This is a genomic window from Nostoc sp. (genome assembly GCF_036918015.1).
Lineage (GTDB): Bacteria > Cyanobacteriota > Cyanobacteriia > Cyanobacteriales > Nostocaceae > Nostoc.
Map to the genome: position 1 here is coordinate 12831 of NZ_JBALEO010000103.1, position 26997 is coordinate 39827.

The window sequence follows — 26997 nt, forward strand, 5'->3', positions numbered from 1 at the left end:
CAAATTACAAATTATTTCCACCATCGCGCCACATCCACAATTGCACGAGCAATTTCTGCTGTTGCTGCTTCACCACCTAATGAAAAGATAACTGGAAATAACGCTTTGATATCTTGCAGCAAATTACGGCGAGTGCGAAGGGATAACTCATGAAGAGTATCTTTCCAAAGGGAAAAAAGTTTGGCAGCTTGCATTTGCGACAAATTGTCAGCTAAGGCACTCAAGGCTTTGGCACGATCAGACTCAGACTGAATCGCCCTGGCAGCAGCAAGGGCTTTTTGCAGTGCTAATTCTTGAAGATTTAGTGGCAAATAGTTGACTAGCTTTGTCAGCGAGTTGACTTTCTCCTCTGGCTTTGGTTTTTGCAGGACGTAAGCTAGTCCTTGTTCAGCAGTCCACACATTGTTTTTGAACAACGCCACTAGCAGTTCTACTGGTAAATTAGCCGCCAAACTATTAAGAGAGGCAGTAATCAAAGCATAGCGACACTGCCAACCCACAATTTGCGGCATTGATTCAGTGCAATTCGCCTCTACTAGTTCCCAAGCACGAGAAATATCTGTGATGTAACCCGCAGTTTCCCCCAGTTTCTCCCGCACTTCATACCAGCCATTGCTTCCAGTTGCAGACTCTTCCCGCAATAACTGGTGAATATCTTCTAACTGTCCAGCCTTTTCCAAATGCCAAACTAAATACTGATGAATGTAACGATCATCGAGTAAAGTATGCCATAAACCATTCTGGGTTTTCTGCCGATACTTCTTTAAAAAAGCAACGTGAACATCAGCAAGGTTTAAACCCAACCCAGCCAAATCTCCTGGGCGCTTTGGCTCAGAGGGAGCAGTTAACAAATTACACGCTAAATCGTGGAATAAGTCATGTAAGCGATAGGTAGGCATACCATCAGCAAGCGGTACTCCTGTTAATAGCAATGCTTTATTCCGTAAATATTGCAACATCTTGGCAGCATCACGCTTATCCATCTGCCACAGCGTTGCCGCCATCATCTTATTAATGTTGACATCCTCCGGCAATACCCCTAACCAAGAGAAATGCTGCTGCTTTTCTGGTGGCATTCTCTTGACACTCAAATTTAATGATGCCGTTAAACTCAGGCGTTTTAAACTAGCCTCATCAGTAATTTCTTCGGCTTCCGGTCGGTCAAAACTTGTTAATCTGGCTACTTCTTGCTGAATATCCGCCAACAGTTCATTCCAAGTCGTACCACAGGCAACTTCGGCGGCTGCAAGTTCCAATGCTAGGGGAAGATAACCAACGCCTTTGGCTAAATTTTCTGCTGAGTGACGTTCTGTGCCTGTAATCTCGCGTCTTAATTTCTTCGTCAGCAATTCCATTGCCTGGTCTGGTTTCATTATATCCAGGCTGTAGGTGTTGGCTGCTAAGGCATCGGCAATGTGACCTTCACGAGTAGTTACTAAAACTTGACAACGCGCCCCACCAAAATTAAACGCTTGTGCATCTTTGGTATTCCAAGCATCATCCACCACCAGCAACACAGCCTTGTCATAAAGCAGAGTCCGCAAATGCAAGGAAGTTGCTTCAACACTTGTAGGTTTAAAGCTATAGTCTCCTAATGCTTGCACCCAGCCACTAAGTAAAGCCAGCACATTGGGTTGTTGACCTAATGTTGCCCAAAGAATGCCATCACAAAAACGAGATTGTATTTCTGCATCATGGGCTAAAGCCGCAGCTAAAGTAGATTTGCCCACCGAACCCAAACCGTGAATCGCAGTAATTACCAAAGTGCGACTATCAGACGATGAACCATTTAAAAGACGAGTCTTTAAATCATCGCTGTACTCTGGGCGTTCTACAAAGTATGTCGGTAAAGGTGGCGCTTGAAATATACTTGTGTGACCTAACCCCCTAACCCCCTTCCCTACAAAGGAATGGGGAAAATTCAAAGCCTCTCTCCCTGTGGGGGAGAGGTTTGGAGAGGGGTTATTTAATTTTGATTTCTCTGGTCTACTACTTTCCCAAGCCTCATCAAACCGTTTTAAGTTCCTTTCCCTATCTCTTGACCATAGCTTGAGTGTAAAGTGCCATTCCTCAACACCCTTGGTTTGCAGACGGTTATCTTCCAGAATCTTCAAAAAATCCTTCAGCAAATTCAGCGCTTCTCGAATTTGCGGTTTAGTTAACTTGCCAGGATATTTGTCTTTTTGCGTCAGCAACTCCAACACGACTAACGTAGTCTGCACAGTCAGCTTGGGGTTAGCACTGTCTGCTTCTTTCCAGTCGGACTCAATTTTAAAGTTACTATCCTCAAATTCCCCATCGACAAAACAAAGCAATGCCTCTAACAGACGCTTGACTCGCTTTTGAATCTGAGGCCCATAGGTAATTCGTGGCATTACATCCAAAAAATTGAGTAAGAAGTTTGGGGCTACCCCAGATTGAAACTACTACCCCAAACTCATGTAATCCAGATTCTAAGGCATTTTCAGCGACATTGGGGTATTTGCTTAGGGACACAACCCCAAAGAGAACCTGTATCTATCAACTCTTTGGGGTAGAAACAAATGTCAAAAGATGTTCTCGGTAAAATTATTGCTTTGTTGCTGGCAATGCAACTAGTCTTGATTGGTTTCCAAGCTAAAAGCCAGATTGACCAAGGTAAATCATCCATTGAGGCGTTGATTTGGATGACTCAACAATATATTTCAGTGCTGGTTAAAATTCGCAGCTTGCAGGATAAAAAGGAGGAAACCGATTCTCAAAAGTAAAACGATGAAGTGCTAGGTGTGTTAACGGAACGCCGTAACGCACCTACGCTGAATAAATCATCATAAAGACGCGATAAATCGCCGTCTCTACAATCAGTCTTTTGTAGAGACGGCGATTCATCGCGTCTCCTGTCTTAATTCACGTCACGTTAAGAAATCAAGACTCCATTTCAGCCAATTCTAACCAGCGTTCAGTCGCCACATCGATCGCGTGCTTGAGTTTTTCCACATGATCGTACAATTTCTGCACTTCACTATAATTACCTGGTGAGACATTCGCTAGTGTTTTCTCGGTTTCCGCTTTCTCAGCCTCTAACTCGGCAATCTTACCTTCCAACTGCTCAAATTCTTTTTTCTCCCAATTGGATAATCTCCGCCGCTTGGTATTCTCTACCTCCTTGGGTGAAGCCGCACCATTTTGAACTTCGGCATTTTTAGGCTTCTCCTTAGCGATCGCAGCCTGTAGCTGTGCCTCTTCAGCCTTCTTGTAGTCCAGATAAATCGAGTAATTACCTGGATATTGCCGCAGATTACCGCCTTCCTCAAAGGAAAATACTGTGTCGATGGTGCGATCGAGAAAGTAGCGATCGTGAGAAACTACAATTACACACCCGGCAAAATCTTCTAAATAATCCTCTAATACTGCCAATGTCTGAACATCTAAATCGTTTGTCGGTTCATCTAAAATTAAGACATTGGGCGCACCCATCAAAACCCGCAACAGAAATAAACGGCGTTTTTCACCACCGGAAAGTTTACTAATTGGGGCATACTGTTGATTACCAGGAAACAAAAACCGCTCCAACATTTGCGAAGCACTAATTTGAGTTCCATCGGTAATTTTGACAAATTCTCCTTCTTCTTTGATGTAGTCAATCACGCGCTGACTTTCATTCAATGCAGTGAGCAATTCTTCCGAATGCTGGTCAAAATAACCGATGTGAACTGTAGTACCAATTTCTGCAATGCCGGAATCTGGCTTAACCCGTCCGGTAATGATATCCATTAAAGTCGATTTACCAGCACCGTTAGCGCCAATAATGCCGATGCGGTCTTCTGGACTAAATTCGTAGGTGAAATTATTAATCAGGGTGCGTCCATTGTATGACTTAGAAACGTTATCTAATTCAATAACTTTTTTACCAATGCGACGACCAACTGTCGAAATATCAACTTTACCTTGAACTTCTTTAAATTCAGTATCCCGCAGAGCGTGAGCGCGGTCAATTCTCGCTTTTTGCTTGGTACTTCTGGCTTTAGGCCCTTTTTTGAGCCATTCCAACTCGCGCCGCAACAAGCCTTGGTGTTTGCGTTGACTACTTACAGCAGATTCTTCAGATAAAGCTTTCTTTTCGAGGTAATATGAGTAGTTACCTGTATAGGTGTAAATGTCGCCTCGGTCAATTTCCACGATCCGGTTGGTAACGCGATCTAGAAAGTAGCGATCGTGGGTAATCAAAAACAATGCGCCGCGATAGCGATTTAAATAACTTTGTAACCATTCTACAGAAAGAGCATCAAGATGGTTTGTTGGCTCATCCATGAGCAAAGCATCTGGTTCTGATAGCAAAGCTGATGCTAAAGCAATGCGCTTGCGATAGCCTCCAGATAAAGTACTTATCTTGGCATCAAAATCAGAAATTCCTAATTTTGTCAGGATGATTTTGGCATTAGTTTCTAGTTCCCAAGCACCACTCGTATCCATCCGTTGCATCACCACAGAAAGGCGAGACATCAGTTGACTATCATCTGGATAGTGAACCAATTTATCAGAAAGTTCTTCATACTCGCGTACTAAAGCTGTATGTTCGCCACTGTCAGCGAAAACTTGCTCTAAAACTGTGTGATTTTCATCTAAATCTGGCTGCTGCGGTAAGTAGATGATTTTAGAACCGGAGTTAATTAAAATTTGACCGCTATCAATGGATTCCAAACCGGCGATCATTTTTAATAGAGTTGATTTCCCGGAACCATTAGTACCAATTAATCCAACTTTATCGGTAGCATCAAGGCTAAAGCTTGCATCTTTTAAAATTTCCTTGATACCAAAGTCTTTTTTTACTGATTGTAGTGTAATAATACTCATAAGATTGAAGTCATTAATTATTTTTCATTAGTGAGTAGGTAAGGCAAATACCTTACCTACATTCGCAAAATTCTATACAAATAAGTCCAAGGGAAGGTGTCCATACATTTCGTTGATTCCATCTTCGTCATAAGACTGGCAAGATACTAATACACCACGATGATGTCCATCATAGGAATCAAGATAACACAAGCCATTTTTACCATTTAATTTGATATAAACTGGGCCTTCAGGTGTCAGTAAATTATTTGGTGGTTCATAACCCAAAGCCAGAGAATAGGTTTTCATCGCCAATATTCCTTCTTCTGCTGTATCAGCACAAATTCCTAAAATTTGGTAATCAGTAAGCTTGGCGAGCAAAATTAAGGCATTACGAATTACTACTTTTTCTGATGAGTTGAGGATAGGGGCAATGTCTAGACAGTTGAATTTGTTCAGTAATTTTTTCGCTTCTTCGGCGGTGAGATTCTGAGGATTGGGGGTTGACATAAACTTCGATTATTGTCTTGTTGGTTTTTCTGTGGTGTTTGAGTTGGGACTAGTACCGCAAGGCGGAAGTCAAAAGGCTTTAATTTCGGGCTTTCTGGCTGTAATGAAATAGTAGGTTTATTTACACCAACCTGTACTAGACCAACTTATACCATTTTGGATTTTAGGTTTTGAATTGGAAATAGTCCAATGTATTGTAGAATTTGTCTGAGGTCAGAGCAAATTCCATAATTTTAGACCTTGTTCTCTCATGCCCACTTCCCTTTTACGGTTGATTTTGGACATTCCCAAGGTTGAATATAAAGGGTACGCCGTTTTTGGAGTCACCACCCATAACCAGGACTTTGGGCATCTGAGCGCCGCCACTCTTCCAAGCTTCAATGGCTTCTTTTTGCAGAACTAACTGTCCTCCTTGGGCTTTGAGTGTCTCTGCTAAGAGTCTTTGAGCTTCTGCCCTACCTTTGGCACGATTAATGTCTGCTTGTGCTTCTTGTTCAGCTTCCCGTGCTACGTAAACGGCTCTTTGTGCCCGTTGTTCAGCAATTTGCTTTTCTTCAACTGCTCTGGCAAATTCTGGTGAGAATGCTAAATCAACTACGCTAGTATCTAATACAATTATCCCATATTTGTCTAAGCGATCGCCTAACGCTTGATCGAAGTCTTCTTTCAATTCACTTCGTTTCGTAATTGCTTCTTCTACTGTTCTTCTAGCTGCGGCAATTTTAAATGCTTCTTGTGTCTGAGGAGCAATGATTTTTGAGACAATATTCTCTAATGTTCCTTGCTTCCTTCTAACTTCAACTACCTTTATCGGATCGAGGCGAAAGTTAATTGCAAATCTCGCAGATAAATTTTGCAAATCTTTAGTGGAACTCTCCGCTGGGACTTCAAATTTTTGCACTGTTAAATCATACACATCTATCACAGTGATAAAAGGCGGTTTCACGTGGATACCTTCCAATAAAGCGCCATCTCTCGCTTTACCCAAGATGCTAATTACTCCTGCTTGTCCTGGGTTAATAATGATAAAGGAATTTAGCCCAATAATCACTAGTATTGCTAACACAATTCCCAAAACTGTGGTTTGCCAATTACCAAATTGCTGATTTTTCAAATTCCTTTCTCCAATATTTAGTTATTTGTCATTTGTCATTTGTCATTTGTCATTTGTCATTTCTTATTCTCCCCCTGCTCCTCTGCTCCCCTGCTCCCCTGCTCCCCAGTCCTTGAATAAACTCAGTTACTAGTTTCTCACTAGTCTGTCTGAATCAATCTTCAGACTCAGGACTTAGGACTCAAGACTTTGTTCCGTGGTAATATCAGTCACACGAAATCGCAAAAAGCCGTGGCTACTGTATTAAAATCTCATCGGGCATCAAAAAGGCGTAAACATTCAGCGCATCCTCTCCAGCGTTTGCTTGAGTATGGACACCAGTATCGTAAACAAATTTGGCTGGCGACTACTTATTCTACCCTCAATAAATTTTTCGACTTGGCACCACCCGGCTTAATTGGCGTGGCGGTGGATGTGGTAGTTAAGCAACAGGATTCCATAATTGCACAGTTAGGGGTGCGGGATGTCTTTCAACAATTTTTGATTATTTCCTTCCTGACTGTCATCATTTGGATACTTGAATCGGTTTTTGAGTACGCCTACGCTCGACTTTGGCGGAATTTGGCTCAGAATATTCAGCATGACTTGCGTTTGGATGCATACAAACATTTGCAAGAGTTGGAATTGGCTTATTTTGAAGAACGCAGCACTGGCGGTTTAATGTCTATCCTCAGTGATGATATTAACCAGTTAGAGCGGTTTTTGGATGGAGGAGCGAATGATATTATCCAAGTTTCTGCAACTGTTCTAATTATTGGCGCTGCTTTCTTTATTCTGGCTCCTAGTGTAGCGTGGATGGCTTTGTCACCGATGCCATTTATCCTCTGGGGTTCTTTTGCTTACCAACGACTACTTGCGCCTCGCTATGCTGATGTCCGCGAAAAGGTGGGTTTTCTCAATTCGCGGTTGTCAAACAATATCAGCGGAATTACTACTATTAAAAGCTTCACATCTGAAGCTTATGAAGCCTCTCGTTTGGAATTAGATAGTGACGCTTATCGCCACAGTAATTCTAAAGCAATTACTCTTTCTGCTGCTTTTGTGCCGTTAATTCGGATGCTGATTTTGGTGGGGTTCACGGCATTACTTTTGTATGGCGGGATGGCAGCGGTTTCTGGAGCAATGTCTGTTGGTACTTACAGCGTATTAGTGTTTTTAATTCAACGATTGCTGTGGCCTTTAACTAGATTAGGCGAAACATTTGACCAATATCAAAGGGCAATGGCTTCTACTAATCGAGTCATGAATTTATTAGATACTCCTATTGCTATTCATACAGGTGATGTAGCTTTACCTGTGAATGAAGTACGCGGTGAAGTGCAATTTAACAATGTTTATTTTGCCTATAAAGATAGATTTCCAGTGATTAAAAATCTATCTTTGGATATTCCGGCGGGGAAAACCATTGCAATTGTCGGTTCTACCGGTTCTGGTAAAAGCACTTTAGTCAAACTTTTGTTGCGGTTGTATGAGGTGCAAGCTGGAAGCATTACTGTGGATGGTATTGACTTGCAAAGTTTGAATTTAAAAGATTTACGGCGCTGCATCGGTTTGGTGAGTCAAGATGTGTTTCTATTTCATGGCACTGTAGCGGAGAATATTGCCTATGGTAGCTTTGAAACTACAGAACAAGAAATCATCACGGCGGCGAAGATAGCCGAGGCACACGAATTTATTGTTGAATTGCCCGAAGGTTATGAGACAATTGTGGGGGAAAGAGGACAAAAGTTATCTGGTGGACAAAGACAACGGATTGCGATCGCACGGGCAGTCTTAAAGAATCCGCCTATTCTGATTTTAGATGAAGCTACCTCGGCGGTGGATAATGAGACAGAAGCGGCAATCCAGCGATCGCTAGAACGGATTACAGTAGATAGAACTACAATTGCGATCGCTCATCGTCTTTCTACCATCCGCAATGCCGATTGCATTTATGTCATGGAACATGGAAAATTAGTAGAGTCGGGAACCCATGAGCAATTGCTGGAGAAAGACGGGATTTATTCCGGCCTCTGGCGTGTACAGTCAGGTTTGAGATAAGTTTCGCCTATTGTCTGTGTCTTCATTACGAATTATTTATGTTTTTTGGTAATAGTCAACCAGAATCAGGTGATACTAAGTGGCGTCGCCAGTTGGATAAGTTTGTCAAAGCAAATCAGCAAGAGTTGGCGGCGCTGTTTTGGGGATTGTGGTTAGCAAATGGTGACAGTCAGGGTACTGTTGGTATTGATTTGCAACCAACGCCGCATTTTGTTTATTGTCCGAAAGAACAGATAGAGAATTTAAATATTAGAGTTGAAAATCGGCTGCAAGAAATTTTGGGGATTGTGGAGAATCACAAGCCGGATGTGGAAGTTGTGATGATTGGGATTGGGAAGGGGGAAATTAAGTTAATTCAGTTTGCATCGGAACCTGCACCACCGATTTGTTTTGAGGAAGTTGGGAAGGATGTGGATGGGTTGTTGGATGTGTTGGAGGAGAGGATGAGGGAGGAGATTGTTTTTTAACGCAAAGGGACGCGGAGGGAAGCGCAGAGGTACGCGGAGAAAATACTCTACCTCTGTGGGTTTAGGGATTACCTTAATTAAAGTTAGGCAGTAAACCTGCTTGTTTGCAAATTTCAAGCGTTCTATTCATCTAGCTGAAGAATGCCTCAACCCTCACAGGCGATCGCCTCTCGGTTTACAATCTAAAGCAGAGCGATCGCCGTAGTAAAATGTAGTCATGTTGATGAAAATATTATCTTCCATATTATGAATATATCTTTAACTCCAGAACTAGAGCAGTTTATCCAATCAACAGTTAAGCAAGGTAGGTATTCATCTGCTTCTGAAGTAGTTTGCGCTGCCTTGCAACTGCTAGAGGAATGGGAGATGAAACGTTTAGTGCGATTAGAAGAACTCCGCAAAGAAATTGCTATTGGAATTGAACAATCAGATCGCGGTGATGTCTTTGACGGGGAAGAAGTATTAAGAGAATTACGAGAAGAAATTCAACAAGCGCAGCAGAGTTAAGCATGAGCAGATATATTTTGAGTGCTGCTGCCAAGCAAGATTTAAAAAATATAAAAAACTATATAAGCCGATTTAATTTAGGTGCAGCTAGTCGTTTTCTTGATGCTTTTGAAGAAAAGTGTCTTTTGTTAGCAGATTTTCCTGAACTTGGGCGTAGCCGTGAGGAACTAGCACCTAATTTACGTAGTTTGCTAGTGGATAATCAAGTCATTTTTTACAGACCAGTTAAAAATGGTATCCAAGTGGAGAGGGTTTTGAGTGGATATCGAGATTTTGAAGATATTTTTCATGAGAGTCAGGACATCTAAGCGATGCCTCCAGCAACGGCAAAACCGAACGCAATTATATTCATCTCTCAACCTTCACAGGCGATCGCACATCATTCTACAATCTAAGTGGAGCGATCGCCCTCAGAACACCATCATTCCACCCCAGAACAAGAACATTCTCGTTTAAAACAGGAACGTTTTCGTTTGGAACAAGAACATTCTTGTTTAAAACAGGAAAGCTCTCACTTAAAACAAGAACGTTCTCACTTAAAACAGGAACATTCTCGTTTGAAACACGAAACTTCGAGTTCAGAACGCGAAACCTTGAGATAAAAGCTTGATTGATGAGGTTGGGAACTTGAATTTTACTGTTGTGAGTTGAGGCGATCGCGCAAATCTGCTAAATTTTCACGCACAGTTATAGTATGAGGATGATTCACCCCTAATTGTCGCTCAAAAATATCTAAAGCTTGTTGTAAAAGGGGTTCGGCTTGGCTGTATCTGCCTTGGGATTTGTAGAGACACGCGAGGTTGTTGAGGCTAAGTGCGACATCTGGATGTGATTCGCCCAGCAGCTTGCGCCTCAGTGCCAAAGCTTGTTGTAAAAGGGGTTCGGCTTGGCTGTATCTGCCTTGGGATTTGTAGAGTCCCGCAAGGTTGTTGAGGGTAGTGGCGACATTAGGATGTGATTCGCCCAGCAGCTTGCGCCACAGTGCTAAAGCTTCGATGTAAAGGGGTTCGGCTTGGCTGTATCTGCCTTGGGATTTGTAGAGATTAGCTAGGTTGTTGAGGCTAAGTGCGACATCTGGATGTGATTCGCCCAGCAGCTTGCACCACAGTGCTAAAGCTTGTTGAAAAAGGGGTTCGGCTTGGCTGTATCTGCCTTGGGATTTGTAGAGACACGCGAGGTTGTTGAGGCTAGTGGCGACATCTGGGTGTGATTCGCCCAGCAGCTTGCGCCTAAGTTCTAAAGCTTCAATGTAAAGGGGTTCGGCTTGGCTGTATCTGCCTTGGGAATCGTAGAGTGCCGCAAGGTTGTTGAAGCTATTGGCGATATTTGGGTGTGATTCGCCCAGCAGCTTGCGCCTCAGTGCTAAAGCTTGTTGAAAAAGGGGTTCGGCTTGGCTGTATCTACCTTGGGAATTGTAGAGTGCCGCGAGGCCATTGAGGCTAGTGGCGATATTTGGGTGTGATTCGCCCAGCAGCTTGCGCCTCAGTGCTAAAGCTTGTTGAAAAAGGGGTTCGGCTTGGCTGTATCTGCCTTGGAAATTGTAGAATGCCGCGAGGTCATTGAGGCTAGTGGCGACATCTGGGTGTGATTCGCCCAGCAGCTTGCGCCTAAGTTCTAAAGCTTCGATGTAAAGGGGTTCGGCTTGGCTGTATCTGCCTTGGGAATCGTAGAGTGCCGCGAGGCCATTGAGGCTAGTGGCGACATCTGGGTGTAATTCGCCTAGGCGTTTTTTGCTAATTTCTAAACACTGCTCACACCAAGGTGCTGCTTTGTCATACAATCCCTGACCATTGTAAAACGAAGCATTACCGATGAAAGGCCTAATTAAATCATCATCGTTAACGTATTGAATGAGATTGTGCGCTACTTCAGCTAAATGAGGTATTGCAGGGGTAACATCTTTAATTTGCTGAAGTGTGGGACTTTCAGGAATATCTTGAGCAACTGCTACCATTACCCGACAAAGCGATCGCTTTAATTCCTCTGCCTGTTCTAAACCTGTAAGCTTATATTGGAAAAACTCGCGCAACAGTGGATGTAGTTGGTAAATTTCCTCATCTTTGCGCTGAAGTAAATGCAAATTCAATAACTTATCATCCCGAATTTCCTCTAACTCTTCCTCGTCTTCTTCTGGTAAACACTGTTTCACCAAATCCCAAGGTATAGGCGCGGGTGCAAATAAACTCAATAAACAGCCCAACTGCTTATCATCGTCGTTTAATTCCTGCCAACTCAACTCAAAGGCTGCTAACACACCCCGTTGTGCTGTCATGTCCCCTTCTGGTTTATCCAAGGCGGGTTGTTCTAGTCGTTTTTTCTCTAACCGTCGCAACATTTCTGTTAAAGAAACATCTACTTTGCGCTTGAGATATCGCCCCACTAATTCCAAACCCAAAGGCAAATATCCCAACCACTTACACAACTGATTTGCCACAGCTAATTCTTGCTCAATTCGCTGTGGTGTTTCTTTAAAAAACGACTTTAATAACTCCAGCGCCGCTTCTGGTTGCAATACATCCAAGGATAATTGCTTAATAGATGCTCCCAAGTATTGGCGCGTGGTAATCAACACTTTAAACCGGGAAGATGACGAGGGTAAATAAGGCTTAACCTGCTGATATTCCCCAACATCGTCTAACACTAGCAGCACATCGCCCTCACGCCAATTCCGCCAGCAGTATTGCACTTGTGCAAAGACATCCAAACCTTCTGGTAAGTTTAAATCAAGCACACTTCTGGCAAACTGGACAACTTGAATCCCCACATCACCAACTTTTGCCAACAACCAGCAAATTCCACCCTTGTAAGTTTCGCGGTGATTCCTGGCATATTGTAGGGCAAGTTCAGTTTTACCAACTCCACCCATACCAGCAACAGCAGCTATTACCACTTGTTCGTTTTCCTGCAAAAGCTGGTGGAGATTTTCGAGGTCTTTTTCACGTCCAACAAACTCCATTACCCCACTTAAAGGAATATTTTCGTAAAACGTCGGCTTGGGTTTAGCTTTTCTCGCTTCCGCACGCTGCACACCTGGTTTTGCTTCCCTAAGACGTTGCCATTCTTCATCAAATTTCTTTAAGTTCCCGTCTTTGTCGTCTTTATCGCACCAAAGCGTCAGCTTAAAGTGCCAGTTCTCCGAACCTCGTTTGTGTTCGCGCAAATCTTCCAGAAGACCCAAAAACTCAGCAAGTGCTTTCAGTGCTTCTCGAACTTGTTCTTTCTCTAAACCACCAAGTTCCGCCAAAACTCTTAGCTGTGTCCTCACAACTAATTGGTTTGGTGTTTGACAATTAAAGTCAATTTTAAAACGCTCACCATCATTTACCTCATCATTGGCATAAGCCAACAACCTTTCTAACAACTGCCTTACCCGCGCTTTAACATCATCGCCATAGCTAACACGCGCCATCGGTTACTTTTGCTCAAATTTGGACAAAGTTTCGGGAATCCCCAAACTTAATCTAGCATCCCCAAACTCAAATCTCCGGGTATTCACCCATTACAGTCAACAGACAACAGCATTTGCTTTCACTTACTACCCCAAATTTACCGTTGCCTCAGTATTCAAGGTGAAACAAATGCAAAAGGCAACGAAATCTATCAATATTAAAAAGCTGGTGACAGTTGTACTATTTGTAATTCCCTTAATTGCAGAGTGGTTAATCCCAGGCTCAGGTATTTTCATAGAAATTGCCTTTCTAATTTGGGAATTGCTGGAACCAGAGGAAGCAGAGGGGGATAATTTGAAATAAAAGTAATATGTAGGGTGGGTATTTTAATCCCCACCCTAATTGCTTAAACTAACGCTTGTGTATTCGCACGCTTAACTTGAGGTGTAGCAACCATTCGCATTCCGGCGGGTGCAGCTAAAGTTAACCCACGGCGCACAGGACGCACGGGACGTTTATTCACTAGCGAAACTTGAAATTCTGAAAAAACAGTTGCCAAGACAATTTTCATTTCATACTGAGCAAATGCCATCCCAATACAGCGACGATTACCGCCACCAAAGGGTAAATATTCATAAAGTGAATATTGTCTTTCTAAAAAGCGTTCTGGTTTGAACTGCTTGGATTGTGGATAAACTTCTTCCCGATGATGCGCTAAATAAATACTGGGGATTATTACCGTTCCCTCTCGCAGTTCGTAGCCCATAATTTTTATTGGGGTTTTCACAATCCGCGGGAAAGCAGTCATGACAATTGGGTAAAGTCGCAATGTCTCTTGGTAAACTGCTGTTAAATAGGGCAATTTAGCTACACTACTCAAATCAGCGTTAACTCCAATGGTGTTGAGTTCCTGTAACAACTTCTCACGCACCTCTGGTAAACGATCAATCCAGTAAAAAGCCCACGTTAATGCAGAAGCAGTAGTTTCATGTCCCGCAACTAGCAGCGTCATTAACTCGTCGTGTAATTCTTCATCTGACATCCCTTGACCATCGTCGTAACGAGCCGCCATCATCAAACTTAGGATATCTTGGCGATCTCGATCTAGTTCAGCCCGACGTTCTCGAAGTAAAGCATAAATCAGTCGATCAATTTTTTGCCGTTGTTGCAGAACCCAACCCCACGGACTCCACGCCCCGAAATTTTTTTGCATGAACTGGAAAAAGAAGGCACTGGACATTATAGGCGAAGTGATGAAGTCTAATAAGTCACTTAGCGATCGCCTCAGTTCCTCAAATAGCTGTCCATCATTCAAACCAAATACAACCCGCAGAATAACACGCAAGGTAACTTCTTGCATCGACTCACGGATCTTAAAAGGCTTGCCAATTTGCCATTCATTAGTCACCTGTCGGGTTATTTCCCGAATTTCCTCGCCGTAAGCCCGCATCCTTTCGCCGTGAAAGGGAGGAGCTAATAGTTGCCGTTGGCGCTGGTGGCGATCGCCATCCGCTAACATAAAGGAGCGATCGCCAAGTAAAAATTTTAGTCCTATGTTCCCCCTGCCAACCTCAAAATGGCTGGAATCAGCAGTAAAAATCTGCTCAAGCGCTTGGGGTTGACTAAAATACACCATATGGTTATCAGAGCGATTACTCCTGATGGTAAAAGTGTCACCGTAGACTTGGGCAAAATCATCCACATATTTCACTGGCTGAGTAATAAACTTGATCATCCTCAGCCAGCGCGGCATTTGAGGCCCATCAGGCAAATTGTAAGTAGTTGTCATAGAATTTTGTGGAGTTGATGGCTTCTGAATTTTATTGTTACGACTTTTCATGTTACTTAAGGTTACAGAAAGCGGTATATTCATGATTGGGGACTAGAGACTGGAAACTGGGAACTGAAAAAGAAGACAAAGAGGATAATAATAACTCTTGTACAGACGCGATTAATCGCCTCTCTACTCCTAACTCAGCACTCAGCACTCAGTACTCAGCACTCAAAAGGCAGCATCGGAAGTAAGCAGTGCCAAAAATCATCGCTATTCTCAACGGTAAAGGAGGAGTCGGTAAAACGACTACCGCAGTCAATCTGGCTGCAAACTTTGCGAAGAAAAAAAAGGTGCTGCTGATTGATGCAGATATTCAAGGTTCTGCCAGTTGGTGGTTTGGGCGCAGTCAGCAGGGAATGGGATTTGATTTATCTCAAGAAACCGATCCCGCACTTTTAAGTGATTTAGGAAAGATAACAGGTTACGATTTAGTAGTGGTGGATACACCTCCCGCCCTCGGCTCTGAAGCATTAGTGGCGGTAGTTGCGATCGCAGATTATCTAGTTTTGCCGACACCCCCATCTGCAATGGATTTAGCAATCCTCGTGGAAACAGTCAAGGAAGCCGTCATCCCCTTGGGAACCCCCCATCGGGTATTGCTCACCAAAGTCGATACCCGCAGTTTGGGGGAAGCACAAGAAGCAAAAAACACTCTGACTCGCTTAGGTATTCCTACTTGTAATACCTTCATCCGTGCCTATAAAGCTCATGAACGAGCAGCACTCGAAGGTGTAGCGATTACTCAATGGCGAGGTGGAAACGCACGGGAGGCGGAATTAGACTACCGCCGTGCAGCTGATGAATTACAGCGTGATTGGAGAAAATAATAATGGCTAGGAAACAAAGTCTCTCTGACTTACTACAAGAAGAGGCGCAAAAATTTACACCCCCAGAAGGTGAATCTGCGATCGAAGTTACAGCAGAAAAAATTGTTGAAGAACAAGCTTCAGATGATGAGGAATCGTTAGGACAACCACTTGAGCCAGCTTCTACTAAGCGCACAAGTCCTACTAAGGCTGATTTAGAAGCAACTGTCAAAGAATTGACAAGTAATCTAGAAACAAGCCACAAAAAAGAAGCATCTCTTGGACAAGAAATTACTGATTTGCAATCAAAATTATCTAAACAAAAAACCTTTGTATCAGAACAAAAATCATTACTAGAACAGCTAACCAAAGAACTTGATGAAACCAAAAAAACAGCACTGCAACTTGCAGAAGCAAATTCCCTGCTGATAGAAGAAATTAATTCTTTCAAAAAAGAAGCAGAACAAAAAGTAGAACAAAAAGTAGAAGAGAAATCTAAACTTGTTGTCAAAGAAACTAGCGCGATCAAACCAGTAAAAGACCACTACAATCCGCTTAACTACAAAAAATCACATCGGTCATCGGAAACACTTGCTCAAGCTCAACCTCAAAATCAACCAAATGTGTATCCCGATAGTTCTAATGAGATGTGGTTACTTGACTAGAGTCAGTTAAAGGTTAATGGTACAAATCAAAATCTATGGCACTGCTTCATTTATCCGTCATTCTCGCAGTGCCATTTCTGACCTAGACAATCTTTCTTCAAATGTCTTAACTATTGGGTTAATAGCAGTATTTTTTTCATATTAAATTAAAAAATGAATATACTCAGTCCCTATCTTTAAGGCTTAAAATTATTCAACTGATACAATTAGGAGATGTCCAAAGCGACTATAAGCAGTGGGGTTGATGAAGACGATGAATACAACCACAACCGTCAATAAACTCACCCTAGAAGAGTATCTTGCCTATGATGACGGCACAGACACCCAGTACGAACTTGTGGATGGAGAGTTGGTCGAAATGCCGCCGGAAACTGATAGAAATAACTTAATTTCTCTTTATCTACTGTCGGAATTTCTTAAGTTTGTGCCGATTCAACTCATTCGCCACAAAGATACAGAACTCGTGGTGATAGGCAACCGGACTCGTGTGCGACTGCCAGGTTTAATGATTTTGACGCAAGAATTATTAGCGGCTCTAGCAGGTGGGCGAGCTACGATTACCCCAGATATGCCTTCCCCAATAATGGTGGTTGAGGTTGTCTCTCCTGGGAAGGTGAATGAGGATAGAGACTACCGTTATAAGCGTTCTGAATATGCCGCACGGGGTATCCCTGAATACTGGATTGTTGACGCTGATAAAGATCGAGTTACCTTGCTGACTCTGGTAGATGGGCTGTATGAAGAAACTGTGTTTCAGGGAAAAGACCTGATAAGGTCTGTAACTTTTCCAATGCTGGATTTGACCGCAGCCCAAGTCTTGGCAGCCGGACAGGTCTAATATTTGACTTTTCCCCGTTAAGTCTGGAAACGCCAGATAATAATAGCAGCTTATGTAGCGAAGGCTTAGGTTATGTCTACGTTCGTAGTGAGCAATTCATATTAAGTTCGGGTGATTACTTTTAATAAAATCTATCAATGTAGGTTGGGTTGAACGGTAGTGAAACCCAACGTGAACAAGGGTAAAATGTTGGGTTTCGTTCCTCAACCCAACCTACGTATATTATAAGTGTTTAACCGGACACGATATCATCGCTCAAAACAAGGATTATCAGGACTAAAGTCCTTACTACAAACTTTAATTTCTTTACACTTAGCTACTTAATATGGTTCACCGCAAAAATTTAAAATATGCTGCGCGGTGATTTGTGGTTGTTCCAAGTGAGGGAGATGACCACAATCTTGAATCCAGGTGAGAGTACTGTGTGGAATTGCCCTTTTAAATTTCATGGCATCTTCAGTACCCAAAATTTTATCGGAATCGCCCCATAAAATTAGTGTTTGTTGCACAATTTGTGATAATATTTCCAGTCTAAAAGCACTGTAACCACCACTTTTAGTGAAAGAAATCAGAGCTTGATTCCAACTCGGCATTTGTAGATGTAATGCGCCACAACATAACGCATCCATAGAGGCAAGAGTTTGATTTTTATATCCAATGCGGGAAACGCGATCGCGCACCTTCAGATTACTCAAAAACCGAGTTGCTAAATAATCTAATGGGGGAAACATGAATTTGCTCAATGGCGAACCACCTGCTAACCCCGCACTGTCAATTAACACCAGCTTTTTGACTGCTTCTGGATAAGCCAATGTAAAATCAATCGCCGTCGCACCCCCCATTGAAGCGCCCACTAAAATTACAGGTTGGTTAATTAGGCTTTTCCAGAAATAATAAAGATGGGTTTTAATTGCAGTTGGGCTATAGGCAATTCCTGAAAGTCTATCTGTAAATCCAAAACCCAACAAATCCACTGCCCAAGTTTCATTATCTTCAGAAAGCAGTGGCAAAAGCCGCCGAAATTCTAATACAGAACTGTCAAAGCCGTGAATTAATAAAATCGGAGTTCCACCACACCCTTGCTTGACAAATGTTGTGGTAACTGCTTGATTAGTTAAAGGAGTAGCGATCGCAGTTGTTTGAATACTCCGAGCTAGTGCGATCGAAGTAGGTTCTGTGAGTTGCTCAACTGCCGTAGGAAGAAAATTTGGAAACATAAATTTCAGTTTATCGTACTAGCTTGCTTCCACCCATAACTGATTTTGTTAAACAATAAAGTTACACAACCTAAGATGCTGAAGTATTATTTGTAATTTATATATAAAACATAAGTCAGGTAATATCAAAATATTCTAACTCCCAACAGACGCAATTAATCGCTTACAGGACAGACACAATTAATCGCCTCTCTACTCTCCAAAAAAAATATGGCATCAAAGAAAGTTTTGCAAAATGTCAAAATGGGGACTAAAGCCACGTACAATTAAAATCGTTTATCCCTTAATCCAGGAGCTAATGCCATGCCAATGGCGGTTGGCGTAATTGAAACTTTAGGTTTTCCGAGTGTCTTAGCAGCAGCAGATGCAATGGTCAAAGCTGCCGCAGTCACAATTGTGTATTATGGTCAAGCGGAAAGTGCCCGCTTGTTAGTCGCCGTCCGGGGACACGTTTCTGAAGTAAATAGAGCTGTTGAAGCCGGAATCGTAGCTGGAGAGGAAGTAAAAGCTGGTACAGTAATTACCTACTACATCGTTCCTAATCCCCCAGAAAATGTGGAAACCATATTACCAATCCATTTCACTGAGGAATCAGAACCTTTCCGTATGTTCTAAGCAATTTTGCTATCAAAATCTGTAGCGAAGCTTCGTACAATTAACTTGTAGCCCCCAGTTTATTCATACAGGAGATTAATAATGTCATTACAGGCAGTTGGAGCACTTGAAACTAAAGGTTTTCCTGCGGTGCTAGCAGCAGCAGATGCTATGGTAAAAGCTGGTCGAGTTACCCTCGTTGGTTATATCAGAGTAGGTAGCGCTCGCTTTACAGTTAATATTCGTGGCGATGTTTCTGAAGTAAAAGCCGCTATGGCTGCCGGTGTTGAAGCCGCAGAAAATGTTTATGGCGGTACACTTGAATCCTGGGTAATTATTGCTCGTCCCCATGAAAACGTTGAAGCTGTTCTGCCAATTGGTTACACAGAACAAGTTCAAGGGTATCGAGAATCTGTAGAAAATCCCATTGTTAGAGCGAACAATCGATAGATTTAACCTCCTGCGGGGGAATTCAAAACAAAAAATTCCCATAGATGAATTTAAAGAGAAGTTTATTGTCAGGCTTCTGACTATTAAAACTTTAGAGAAATGCATTCCTCCTGTTTTTAGATTTTGCATAAGTTGAATTTTGAAGCAGAGGAAAAGTAACAGTCAGAGTCAATAGTCAAAACCAATATTGACTGTTGACTGTTCATTTTTAGGAATATAAAAGTTTTAAGAATAACTTAACAAATATGAAAGGTGTGGTTGTAACTGAAGCTAGTTTAAAAAAGAGAAATTTGCCTATCAATTCCTACTATTTAGAATAGCGTAGGCGTAGCCCGCACAACTCTTGGAGACGCTGTGCGTAGCTTGCTTCGACGAAGTGACGTGACCATCGTAGACATCGCCATATAAGATACTGAGACTAATTCCACGCTATGACGATAGTATTTATCTAAGATTTTATACAACGACTTAACAAACAACCTCTTAAAACTCTAATTGTCGTATATAGGAATCATATTTGATTTCTGAAAAAATCTCGTTAGTCAAGTAATGGACTGTCATGGCTTTGATGTTGCAAAAAAATTGTAGTAGCAAAAAAATTGTAGGTTGGGTGGAGGCTTTGCCAAAGCCAACATCCTGATATAGAGCACTTAGGGAATCTTCCAGGGCAAAATCTCATTAACACTAAGGATATTGAGATTCAACTAAATATTCTTACTACGTAAAGGTTTGTACAGAGTTGAAACTTATACTGGTGGAATAACGTCCAAATTTGAGTTAAATTATATTCGTTCCTCGGCTCTGTTACATACAAAATGTCAGATTTACCCGATCCATTTTGTAAAAGGTGTATCCTCCCCACTTTAAGCAGATTTCTGTTCTCAACTAAAACACATAACTTTACAAAAAAGTTTACAAAAAGTTTAAATGGGCAGAATACCCCAAATGCTTGATATATATTGGTTTTGAACTTTTTAAAGTAAAAGCAAAACATCAATATAGAAATTTCTGCATAATTCTAATGAATTCAGACGTAATAAAAGTAGAATCACTGAGCTATTTTCATGAAATTCATGAAATACGTGAAATCTGGGGCAGCTGCCAGTTAAACAATTAGGTGGGACGAATGGGGGTTGTAATGCAAACTTCAAAATTGAGTTTCGAGGAATGCAATCTCACTATGACAACGGATGTGGAAAAACTGGCTCTAGATTGGCAAAAGCGCTTGGCTGTCGAATGTCCAGACCAAAATGAAGCCGCGAGGCAAAGCATTATTCTCTGGCTGTTGGGATCTGACTCAAAACGGTTCGATCTGTATAATCCTAAAGAACTCGATATCGCCAAACAAGCGATGGAATATCGCTGGAGGATTTTACGTCAACGCTACTTGGGGCTGGGGCGAGAACGTGCTTATCGCAACTTGATAACCCGATTGGGGAGTTTAGTAACATTACGGAATAAGATTCAGACTTGGGTTTCCCTCAGCCGCGATCGCCAGCGCAGTGTGATGGATGTGTTACAAGAAGTACTCCAAGAATTACTCCAAAACGACAGCCAGATGCAACAGCAAATGGCTGATATTGCCAAATATACAACCGATAGAAGATTGGGAGATGCTCTGCTATTTGCCAGTTTAGAAGAATATTGTTTGCGGCCAGTACGGAATCAACCTCTATTAGCTTACCGATTTGTGAATTATTTGCGTCGCACTCAGCGCGGTGGTTTAACCCAAGTGCCAGGGCGTGATTTGGTTCGACTAGTCTCAGAAGAAGTTCTCACAGACGACAGTGACAATCGAGTTAACTTAGTCGATAGTCAGGTGATCGCAGAATATATTGAAGCACAACAACTAGAGGAACAACAAGGGCTGCGCCAGTCAGTACAAAAAGAATTTGAAGATTATTTACAAGAAAATCTGGGAACAGATGCAGTGGAATGGCTACGACTCTATCTGCAAGGTAAGTCCCAGGAAGATATCGCCCAGAAACTGAATAAGCAGACTAAAGAGGTATATCGACTACGAGAAAAAATTAGTTATCATGCTGTGCGTGTTTTTGCCCTCAAAGGTAAACCAGAACTCGTGGAAAGTTGGCTCTCAATTTCCTTGCAAGAACATAACTTGGGGTTAACACAAAACCAATGGGAGCAACTTGATGAAAAATTGACTCCTCTGGGGCGGCAGATTTTAGCTTTGCGGAAAGCGGGTAACTCAATAGAAGCAATAGCTCAACAGTTAAAACTCAAAACCCATCAAGTACTGGGCGAATGGACAAAAGTCTATCTGACAGCCCAAGCTTTAAGAACCGAGGAGTAGCTTGTAGTGGGAAATGGATCATGGGGGAGTGGGGAGCAGCACTTCTCTACGTTCGCGCAGCGTGTCGCAGACAGACGCTTGCTTCCACGTTCGCGGAGCGTGCCGTAGGCAAGTGGTATGGCTACCCTCTGTAACGGAGGAGCAGGGGAACTGGCTCAACCCTAGCTATCCACTAACAGCACTCTTTTGCCCAATCCTCAGTATTATCTCCAGTCTATAATCTAAAATTCATCTTCTACTTACATTTACTTAAGTATATATAATTGAAATTTTAACAATCTAACAAAGTATCTTTATTAACTACCTATTGAATTAGAGGCAAAATATAAGTAAATACCAACGAATCAAATCTATGTTGTCTTCAAAGGGCGAACTAAATGATACCGCAGCAAATGGACAGCAAATGCTAACTGCCACTCAAACTAAGTGGGAGCAAGGAGGCGATCGCGAACAAATGTTCCACCTAATCGATCATCTTTTGTCCTTTGAAGCTTGCCTCTACCACCAAATTTTGCCCTTTGGATTAGAAGACAAAAACCTCTTGTTAGGTATGGTTCATCCACAAGAGAGCGAAGCCCTAGATTACGTTGGTCGCATTTTGTCTTCTATCAATTACACAATGGTGATTGAGGCGATCGCAGCCGATGCCCACCGCAGAATACTATCAGCCTACCTCAACCATAAGAATACATCCCAGCTAGATGCCCAACAAGTGCATCAGGCAACAGTGGACTTTCCCCCAACAAATAGCCCAGCTACAATTGCTGACATACCTAGTCCTTCCTTAGATGCCGACTCGGAATCAAATCAACAACCAGTATTGATGGTGTTTCAGACACAAAAGCGTCAAAATTCTGGGCAGCGGGTAGACTTGCCTCCTATCCCAGAGTTAGACCAATCATCTCAAATTACTATTTCCACAACTCAATCGGAAGAGAATTCTGAAGCCATATCATCAAACAATTTACCTATTTTTCCCACACAAGCTTCCGAACTACTGAGTCCGATTGAGTTGCTAACAACACTACCACCCAAAAAATTACTAGAAGAATTACTAGGGCGAATCCTGGCTGGGGGAATTGGTCGGCTGTACTTAGAAAGACAAGCTTACGAAGGCAGAATACTGTGGAGTGACAATGGAGTTTTGCAGTCTGTATTAGACAAACTGCCGCTCTCAGTTTTTCAAGGAGTATTGAATGAATTAAAGCGGTTTGCTTCCCTGCCTGTAACCACGATTACAGAACCAAAACAGGTAGAAAAGGAATACGTATATCAAAAAAATCGCGTATTATTACGCTTGCGAGTCATGCCGGGAATCTACGGCGAAGAGGCAACACTCCAAGTATTGCGGGGAGCAGCATTAAAATTCTATCAACAACAACAATTAACGCGTATAGGCCGCGATGCTTTAGGAATTTCTCAGCAACTAAGTATAAAGTTACATGAACTACAAGAACGACTTTTACTGAATCCTAGTCTTGATTCTCAGCAATTAGAGGCTTTAGTTACCCTGAATCAATTAGTGAAAAATTTAGACCAACAGATCAAAATACTGGCACTAGATAGCAATTTACCAACAAAGAGTAAATCATCGGTCAGTAAGTGAAAACGCTGATTTCGTTAGCATACATAATTGTTATGTTGTAATGGAATCCTAGACTGATAAAGCTTAGAGATTCATCTCCAAATAAATACAGATTTTGCGATCGTATTCTGAGTAAGATTACGGTTTAAACAAACTTAATAGTAGCAAAGTTAGTTTCCCCCTCTTAAATCCTATTGTTGCAAATATTTCATGTTAACTGAGGTTTTTAGTGAACTTTTCCCCTTAATGAGTACAGCCAATCCACAGACATTGGAATGGCTACTCAACGTTGCAATTGAACATGAATACCCATCTGGGCGAGCCGTTGTCATGGAAGATGCTTGGGGTAACGCCGTTTACTTCGTGGTTTCTGGTTGGGTCAAAGTCCGGCGTACCGTCGGGGAAGATTCAGTAGCTTTGGCAATTTTTGGGCATGGAGATTTTTTTGGAGAAATGGCAATTTTGGATGAATCTCCACGCTCAACTGATGTCATTGCCCTTTCACCCGTGAAGTTGCTTAGTATCTCCAGAGAGCGGTTTATTCAAATATTGTTTAAAGACCCGCAGTTACATCACCGAATGTTACAACTGATGGTGCGGCGATTGCGGCAAATTAACGTGCGCTTGCAAATGCGGTCTTCACCACCAGCAGTTAAACTCGCTCATACTCTAGTGACTTTAGGTGAAAGCTATGGTCAGGAATCAGACTTAGGAAGAGAAATTTTTAACATTCCCTTTAAAGATTTAGCAGAGGTGACAGAAATCGGCGTTGAAGAAACCACCAAAATCATGGAAAAACTCCATGAAAAAGGGTGGATTAAAATTGATAGCGCCAACAACATCACTTATCTTGTGAACTTCAAACAGTTGATGAACTTGGCTGGCAAAGTGTAATTGTTTTATTTATTCAGCGATACAAATTTTGGTATTAAGTAAGTCAACCGACAATAGGCTTCGGTTGACTTGCTTATTAGAGGTGTAGATAGTTCACAAATTTAGACAAATGGATGACACCACTCCACCCCTGACAAAAAACGTCACCCAGGCACAATTATTAGCAGCAGAACCTAGTGCTGACCCGGAACTGTTGCGGGAACTAGCATTATCTACTGACCAACAAACTCGTCAGTCCGTTGCAGGCAATCCCAACACTCCAGTTGATGTCCTGTTGCGTTTGGGAGCAGAATTTCCGTCCCAATTGCTAGATAACCCCGTGTTTCCATTACTGCTTTTGGAAAATCTCAATCTAGTTGCAGAAATTCCTTTAAGTACTTTGCGAAGCATTCTCAGACAGAAAAATGTTCCAGTATATATTTTGGAACAAGTCGCAGATCAAGCGGATTTGGAAGTACAACTGGCGCTAGTTAAAAATGTCCAAACGCCCAAAGGTGTATTAAATCGGTTAACTCAAAGCCGACATCCTCAAGTTGTGGAATCTGCTCGTTTACACATCAATCTGGCTGGAGAATTAACAGAGAAATACGAACAAAGAATTAAAGAGGTGATTAAAGGAATAATTCCTTCTGCTCGCCAAGCTGGTACTGGTTCTTTAGCAGTTCTAACTCAGATTTGCCCTGTTCCAGAATTTATGGTTGAACATTGGGTGGAGGACTCAAGCTACAAAGACTTTTTTTGTAGAGCGATCGCTGATTCTCCGGCTACCTTTCCCAATGTTCTCAAACACCTAGCCAACCATACTGATGATTACATATGGTATAGCATAGCCCAAAATCCCAATACTCCCACAGAGACTCTACGAAAATCGTTCACTGAAAAGCAAGCTCCAACTGCTCTTGCTCGTAATTTAAATACACCTAGTGATGTTTTGGACAGTTTGAGTACAAATCAAGACCAAATAGTTCGTATTAGGGTTGCTGAAAATCCCAATACACCCCTAAATGTGGTGAAAGGACTGGCAAAAGATACAGATATACACGTTGCTAATGCTGCGGCTAGGGTAATAAGAGAACAACAAGGGGAATATACTGCCGAAGCGGTTAGGAAGAATCCTAAAACTCCTCCTTATGTGTTGGAAAAGTTAGCACAAAAAGACCCCAGAAGTGTCTGTAAACACCCAAATACACCGCCAGAACTGCTCTTAGAATTTTCCAAAAGCGTTGATGAACGACTGCGTGAATCTGTTGCTGACAACCCCAATGCACCAGTCAGTATTTTAGAAGAGTTAGCTCAGGATGACTCTTCTGAAGTTCGTCGTCAGGTTAGTATAAATCCCAATACACCAATAAGTCTTCTGTTTAAGCAATTAGCTAGAGACGCATCTGTAAGTAGAGCGATCGCCTATCGAATGTCAAGTGAAAAATATGGTCAATACCCTGAGGTAGAGAGTATCTTAGATATCCTAGCAGAAGAAAGTACCAGTCCCCTAGAAACCATTTTGCAGCGATTAGCACAGGATGGAGGAGAAGCCGCTCGTCTTTTTCTCGCTCGGCGCTTTGATTTGCCTGCTAATTTTCTAGCACAGTTTGCTGAATCAACTAAAGTTAAGGTGTGTGAGGCTGTAGCGCAAAACCTCAACACCCCTATAAGCAGCTTGGAAAAACTAGCTCAATCACCAGACCCAAAAGTTCGTGAAGCAGTAGCCCAAAACCCGAATACGCCAATCAGCACCCTGGAAAAATTAGCCAGAGATGAAGACGGTAACGTTCGGATGAATGTTGCTTCAAAAATTAACTTGTCCGCTGAGACTTTAGAAGAACTAGCGGTTGAGAAATCATTTAATCTAGTGCGTCGAAACGCCATGCTCAACCCCAGTTTACCGAAAGAAGCAGTGGAACGTATTCTTTGCGGCGAATATGCAACGGAGTATTTGAAACTGAATCCTGATTTTCTATCACGTCATCCTGATAGCCTTGCTGTGACGCTCAATCATTATGCCAAGTCTCAGTTTTCCTTAGTTAGCTTTATTGCCTTAAATCAACCCCAGATTTCCCAGGAATTACTACAAGAAAAAAGCCTTTCTATCTCCTGGTTGGAACGGCTAGCCGTAGCTCAAAATCCCCAAGCTACTCAACAAATCCTCATTCAACTGGCACAAGACAGCAATCAGCTAGTTCGGGCAGCTGCAAAAGATAGATTGCAGAATCATAACAGCAGCTTGTTGCAAAGCATTGCGCCAGTGTGTCTCTAAAGCTGCTTTTCTCGCTTCTGACAGACTATCGCTGTTTGTGGAGGAAGTTTCAGCAGTCAGACGGGCAAAGTCGTTAGGGTATGCTGTCTTTCCGTCTGCTTTTCCAGAGTTTAAGAGTGTCTGATTGTTACCTGTTTCCTGAGTCTCTGCTGCCTGATTGTTACTAATATCAGGAGTAGTAGAGGATGAGACATCAAAAGGGGCTTCATTGAGTAAATCAGGATGCAGTAGTTTTACGGAATTATTCGTATTTTTTAACAGCAACTCATAAATTTCTTCTACACTCAAATGCTCCAGTTTAGGTTCTCGCAATCTTCCCGGAGGCAGTTCAAATACACTCTGTTGGCTAATAATGCCATTGACTACAATATCTGCGGCAATATTCCACAGTTCAGCTTCGCGCACACCCCGGCGCGGCACATGAAGTAGTGCCGCGTGTAAGACTTCATGCAGTAGTAGTCCATCCTGCTGAGTGGTAGGTAAAGAAAGCAAATACTCTGGATTAAAAAATATATCTTTGCCGTCAGTGGCAGCAGTTGGTAGTTGCTGCGAAGGAAGGAAGCGAGCAAACAATGCTAGGGTAGCAAAAAATGGCGACTTTATCCGCAAACGCAGCACAGAAGCACTGATAATTCGGGAGCTATTTTCATAATTCATAATTCGTAGTTCGTAATTCGTAATTAAGCCGGAATTGTTGAAGGTGCTTT

General features: G+C 42.2%; 23 protein-coding genes and 1 pseudogene. 16 read left to right on the top strand and 8 right to left on the bottom strand.

What is annotated here, in order from left to right:
- Positions 1-11: 11 nt before the first annotated feature.
- Complete coding sequence (locus V7K61_RS33535; protein WP_335060471.1) at positions 12-2375, bottom strand: NB-ARC domain-containing protein; 2364 nt, start codon at positions 2373-2375, stop codon at positions 12-14.
- A gap of 168 nt (positions 2376-2543) precedes the next feature.
- On the opposite strand from V7K61_RS33535, the gene V7K61_RS33540 reads away from it, so the two are divergent.
- A complete protein-coding gene (locus V7K61_RS33540) occupies positions 2544-2747 on the top strand; it encodes a hypothetical protein (RefSeq protein WP_335060473.1) in 204 nt (67 codons plus the stop codon).
- 157 nt (positions 2748-2904) lie between these two features.
- On the opposite strand, the gene V7K61_RS33545 is transcribed toward V7K61_RS33540, so the two are convergent.
- The 3 genes from V7K61_RS33545 to V7K61_RS33555 form a co-directional block, all read right to left on the bottom strand.
- A complete protein-coding gene (locus tag V7K61_RS33545; protein WP_335060475.1) occupies positions 2905-4833 on the bottom strand; it encodes an ABC-F family ATP-binding cassette domain-containing protein in 1929 nt (642 codons plus the stop codon).
- Positions 4834-4905: 72 nt separating this feature from the next.
- Complete coding sequence (locus V7K61_RS33550; RefSeq protein ID WP_094352421.1) at positions 4906-5322, bottom strand: DUF1824 family protein; 417 nt, start codon at positions 5320-5322, stop codon at positions 4906-4908.
- Positions 5323-5587: 265 nt separating this feature from the next.
- The gene (locus tag V7K61_RS33555) at positions 5588-6436 is read right to left on the bottom strand and encodes a prohibitin family protein (RefSeq protein ID WP_335060477.1); all 849 of its coding nucleotides are present in this window, start codon (positions 6434-6436) and stop codon (positions 5588-5590) included.
- Between the two features lie 231 nt (positions 6437-6667).
- Between V7K61_RS33555 and V7K61_RS33560 the strand changes: the two genes are divergently transcribed.
- From V7K61_RS33560 to V7K61_RS33580, 5 genes are all read left to right on the top strand, one after another.
- A complete protein-coding gene (locus V7K61_RS33560) occupies positions 6668-8476 on the top strand; it encodes an ABC transporter ATP-binding protein (protein WP_335060479.1) in 1809 nt (602 codons plus the stop codon).
- A 38-nt stretch (positions 8477-8514) separates the two neighbouring features.
- Positions 8515-8943 carry a beta-carboxysome assembly chaperone CcmS gene (gene ccmS, locus V7K61_RS33565; RefSeq protein ID WP_335060481.1) on the top strand — a complete coding sequence of 143 codons (429 nt, stop codon included), beginning with the start codon at positions 8515-8517 and terminating at the stop codon, positions 8941-8943.
- A 246-nt stretch (positions 8944-9189) separates the two neighbouring features.
- The gene (locus V7K61_RS33570) at positions 9190-9450 is read left to right on the top strand and encodes a type II toxin-antitoxin system ParD family antitoxin (protein WP_335060483.1); all 261 of its coding nucleotides are present in this window, start codon (positions 9190-9192) and stop codon (positions 9448-9450) included.
- A gap of 2 nt (positions 9451-9452) precedes the next feature.
- Positions 9453-9758 (top strand): type II toxin-antitoxin system RelE/ParE family toxin, encoded by a 306-nt coding sequence (locus V7K61_RS33575; protein ID WP_335060485.1) that lies wholly within the window; start codon positions 9453-9455, stop codon positions 9756-9758.
- A gap of 87 nt (positions 9759-9845) precedes the next feature.
- Positions 9846-10052, top strand: coding sequence for a hypothetical protein (locus tag V7K61_RS33580; protein ID WP_335060487.1), 207 nt, complete (start codon positions 9846-9848; stop codon positions 10050-10052).
- A gap of 32 nt (positions 10053-10084) precedes the next feature.
- Here the strand turns inward: V7K61_RS33580 and V7K61_RS33585 are convergent, their stop codons facing one another.
- Positions 10085-12859 carry a tetratricopeptide repeat protein gene (locus V7K61_RS33585; protein WP_335060489.1) on the bottom strand — a complete coding sequence of 925 codons (2775 nt, stop codon included), beginning with the start codon at positions 12857-12859 and terminating at the stop codon, positions 10085-10087.
- Positions 12860-13028: 169 nt separating this feature from the next.
- On the opposite strand from V7K61_RS33585, the gene V7K61_RS33590 reads away from it, so the two are divergent.
- Positions 13029-13202, top strand: a complete 174-nt coding sequence (locus tag V7K61_RS33590) for a hypothetical protein (protein ID WP_335060491.1) — start codon at positions 13029-13031, stop codon at positions 13200-13202.
- A gap of 43 nt (positions 13203-13245) precedes the next feature.
- Here the strand turns inward: V7K61_RS33590 and V7K61_RS33595 are convergent, their stop codons facing one another.
- On the bottom strand, positions 13246-14628 hold the full coding sequence (locus tag V7K61_RS33595; RefSeq protein ID WP_335060493.1) for a cytochrome P450: 1383 nt from the start codon (positions 14626-14628) through the stop codon (positions 13246-13248).
- 239 nt (positions 14629-14867) lie between these two features.
- Here V7K61_RS33595 and V7K61_RS33600 point away from each other — a divergent pair, with 239 nt between their 5' ends.
- From V7K61_RS33600 to V7K61_RS33610, 3 genes are all read left to right on the top strand, one after another.
- The gene (locus V7K61_RS33600) at positions 14868-15500 is read left to right on the top strand and encodes a ParA family protein (protein WP_335060495.1); all 633 of its coding nucleotides are present in this window, start codon (positions 14868-14870) and stop codon (positions 15498-15500) included.
- 2 nt (positions 15501-15502) lie between these two features.
- Complete coding sequence (locus V7K61_RS33605) at positions 15503-16144, top strand: hypothetical protein (RefSeq protein WP_335060497.1); 642 nt, start codon at positions 15503-15505, stop codon at positions 16142-16144.
- Positions 16145-16397: 253 nt separating this feature from the next.
- Entirely contained in the window at positions 16398-16982 is a 585-nt protein-coding gene (locus V7K61_RS33610) for a Uma2 family endonuclease (RefSeq protein ID WP_335060499.1), read from the top strand.
- 320 nt (positions 16983-17302) lie between these two features.
- Here V7K61_RS33610 and V7K61_RS33615 read toward each other — a convergent pair whose 3' ends face one another.
- The gene (locus tag V7K61_RS33615; protein WP_335060501.1) at positions 17303-18199 is read right to left on the bottom strand and encodes an alpha/beta fold hydrolase; all 897 of its coding nucleotides are present in this window, start codon (positions 18197-18199) and stop codon (positions 17303-17305) included.
- Between the two features lie 303 nt (positions 18200-18502).
- On the opposite strand from V7K61_RS33615, the gene V7K61_RS33620 reads away from it, so the two are divergent.
- The 6 genes and pseudogenes from V7K61_RS33620 (at position 18503) to V7K61_RS33645 (ending at position 26290) form a co-directional block, all read left to right on the top strand.
- The gene (locus V7K61_RS33620; protein ID WP_334839645.1) at positions 18503-18814 is read left to right on the top strand and encodes a BMC domain-containing protein; all 312 of its coding nucleotides are present in this window, start codon (positions 18503-18505) and stop codon (positions 18812-18814) included.
- 81 nt (positions 18815-18895) lie between these two features.
- A complete protein-coding gene (locus V7K61_RS33625; RefSeq protein WP_094352433.1) occupies positions 18896-19243 on the top strand; it encodes a carbon dioxide-concentrating mechanism protein CcmK in 348 nt (115 codons plus the stop codon).
- A gap of 1126 nt (positions 19244-20369) precedes the next feature.
- The gene (locus V7K61_RS33630) at positions 20370-21557 is read left to right on the top strand and encodes a HetZ-related protein 2 (protein WP_335060503.1); all 1188 of its coding nucleotides are present in this window, start codon (positions 20370-20372) and stop codon (positions 21555-21557) included.
- Positions 21558-22602: 1045 nt separating this feature from the next.
- Positions 22603-23163, top strand: a pseudogene (locus V7K61_RS34285) (pilus assembly protein PilB); the annotation flags it as partial.
- Positions 23164-23352: 189 nt separating this feature from the next.
- Positions 23353-24036 carry a Crp/Fnr family transcriptional regulator gene (locus V7K61_RS33640; RefSeq protein WP_335060507.1) on the top strand — a complete coding sequence of 228 codons (684 nt, stop codon included), beginning with the start codon at positions 23353-23355 and terminating at the stop codon, positions 24034-24036.
- Positions 24037-24145: 109 nt separating this feature from the next.
- Positions 24146-26290 carry a HEAT repeat domain-containing protein gene (locus tag V7K61_RS33645; protein WP_335060509.1) on the top strand — a complete coding sequence of 715 codons (2145 nt, stop codon included), beginning with the start codon at positions 24146-24148 and terminating at the stop codon, positions 26288-26290.
- Here the strand turns inward: V7K61_RS33645 and V7K61_RS33650 are convergent.
- The gene (locus tag V7K61_RS33650) at positions 26210-26947 is read right to left on the bottom strand and encodes a DUF2201 family putative metallopeptidase (protein WP_335060511.1); all 738 of its coding nucleotides are present in this window, start codon (positions 26945-26947) and stop codon (positions 26210-26212) included. The two genes, V7K61_RS33645 and V7K61_RS33650, sit on opposite strands and share 81 nt — an antisense overlap.
- Positions 26948-26997: the final 50 nt, after the last annotated feature.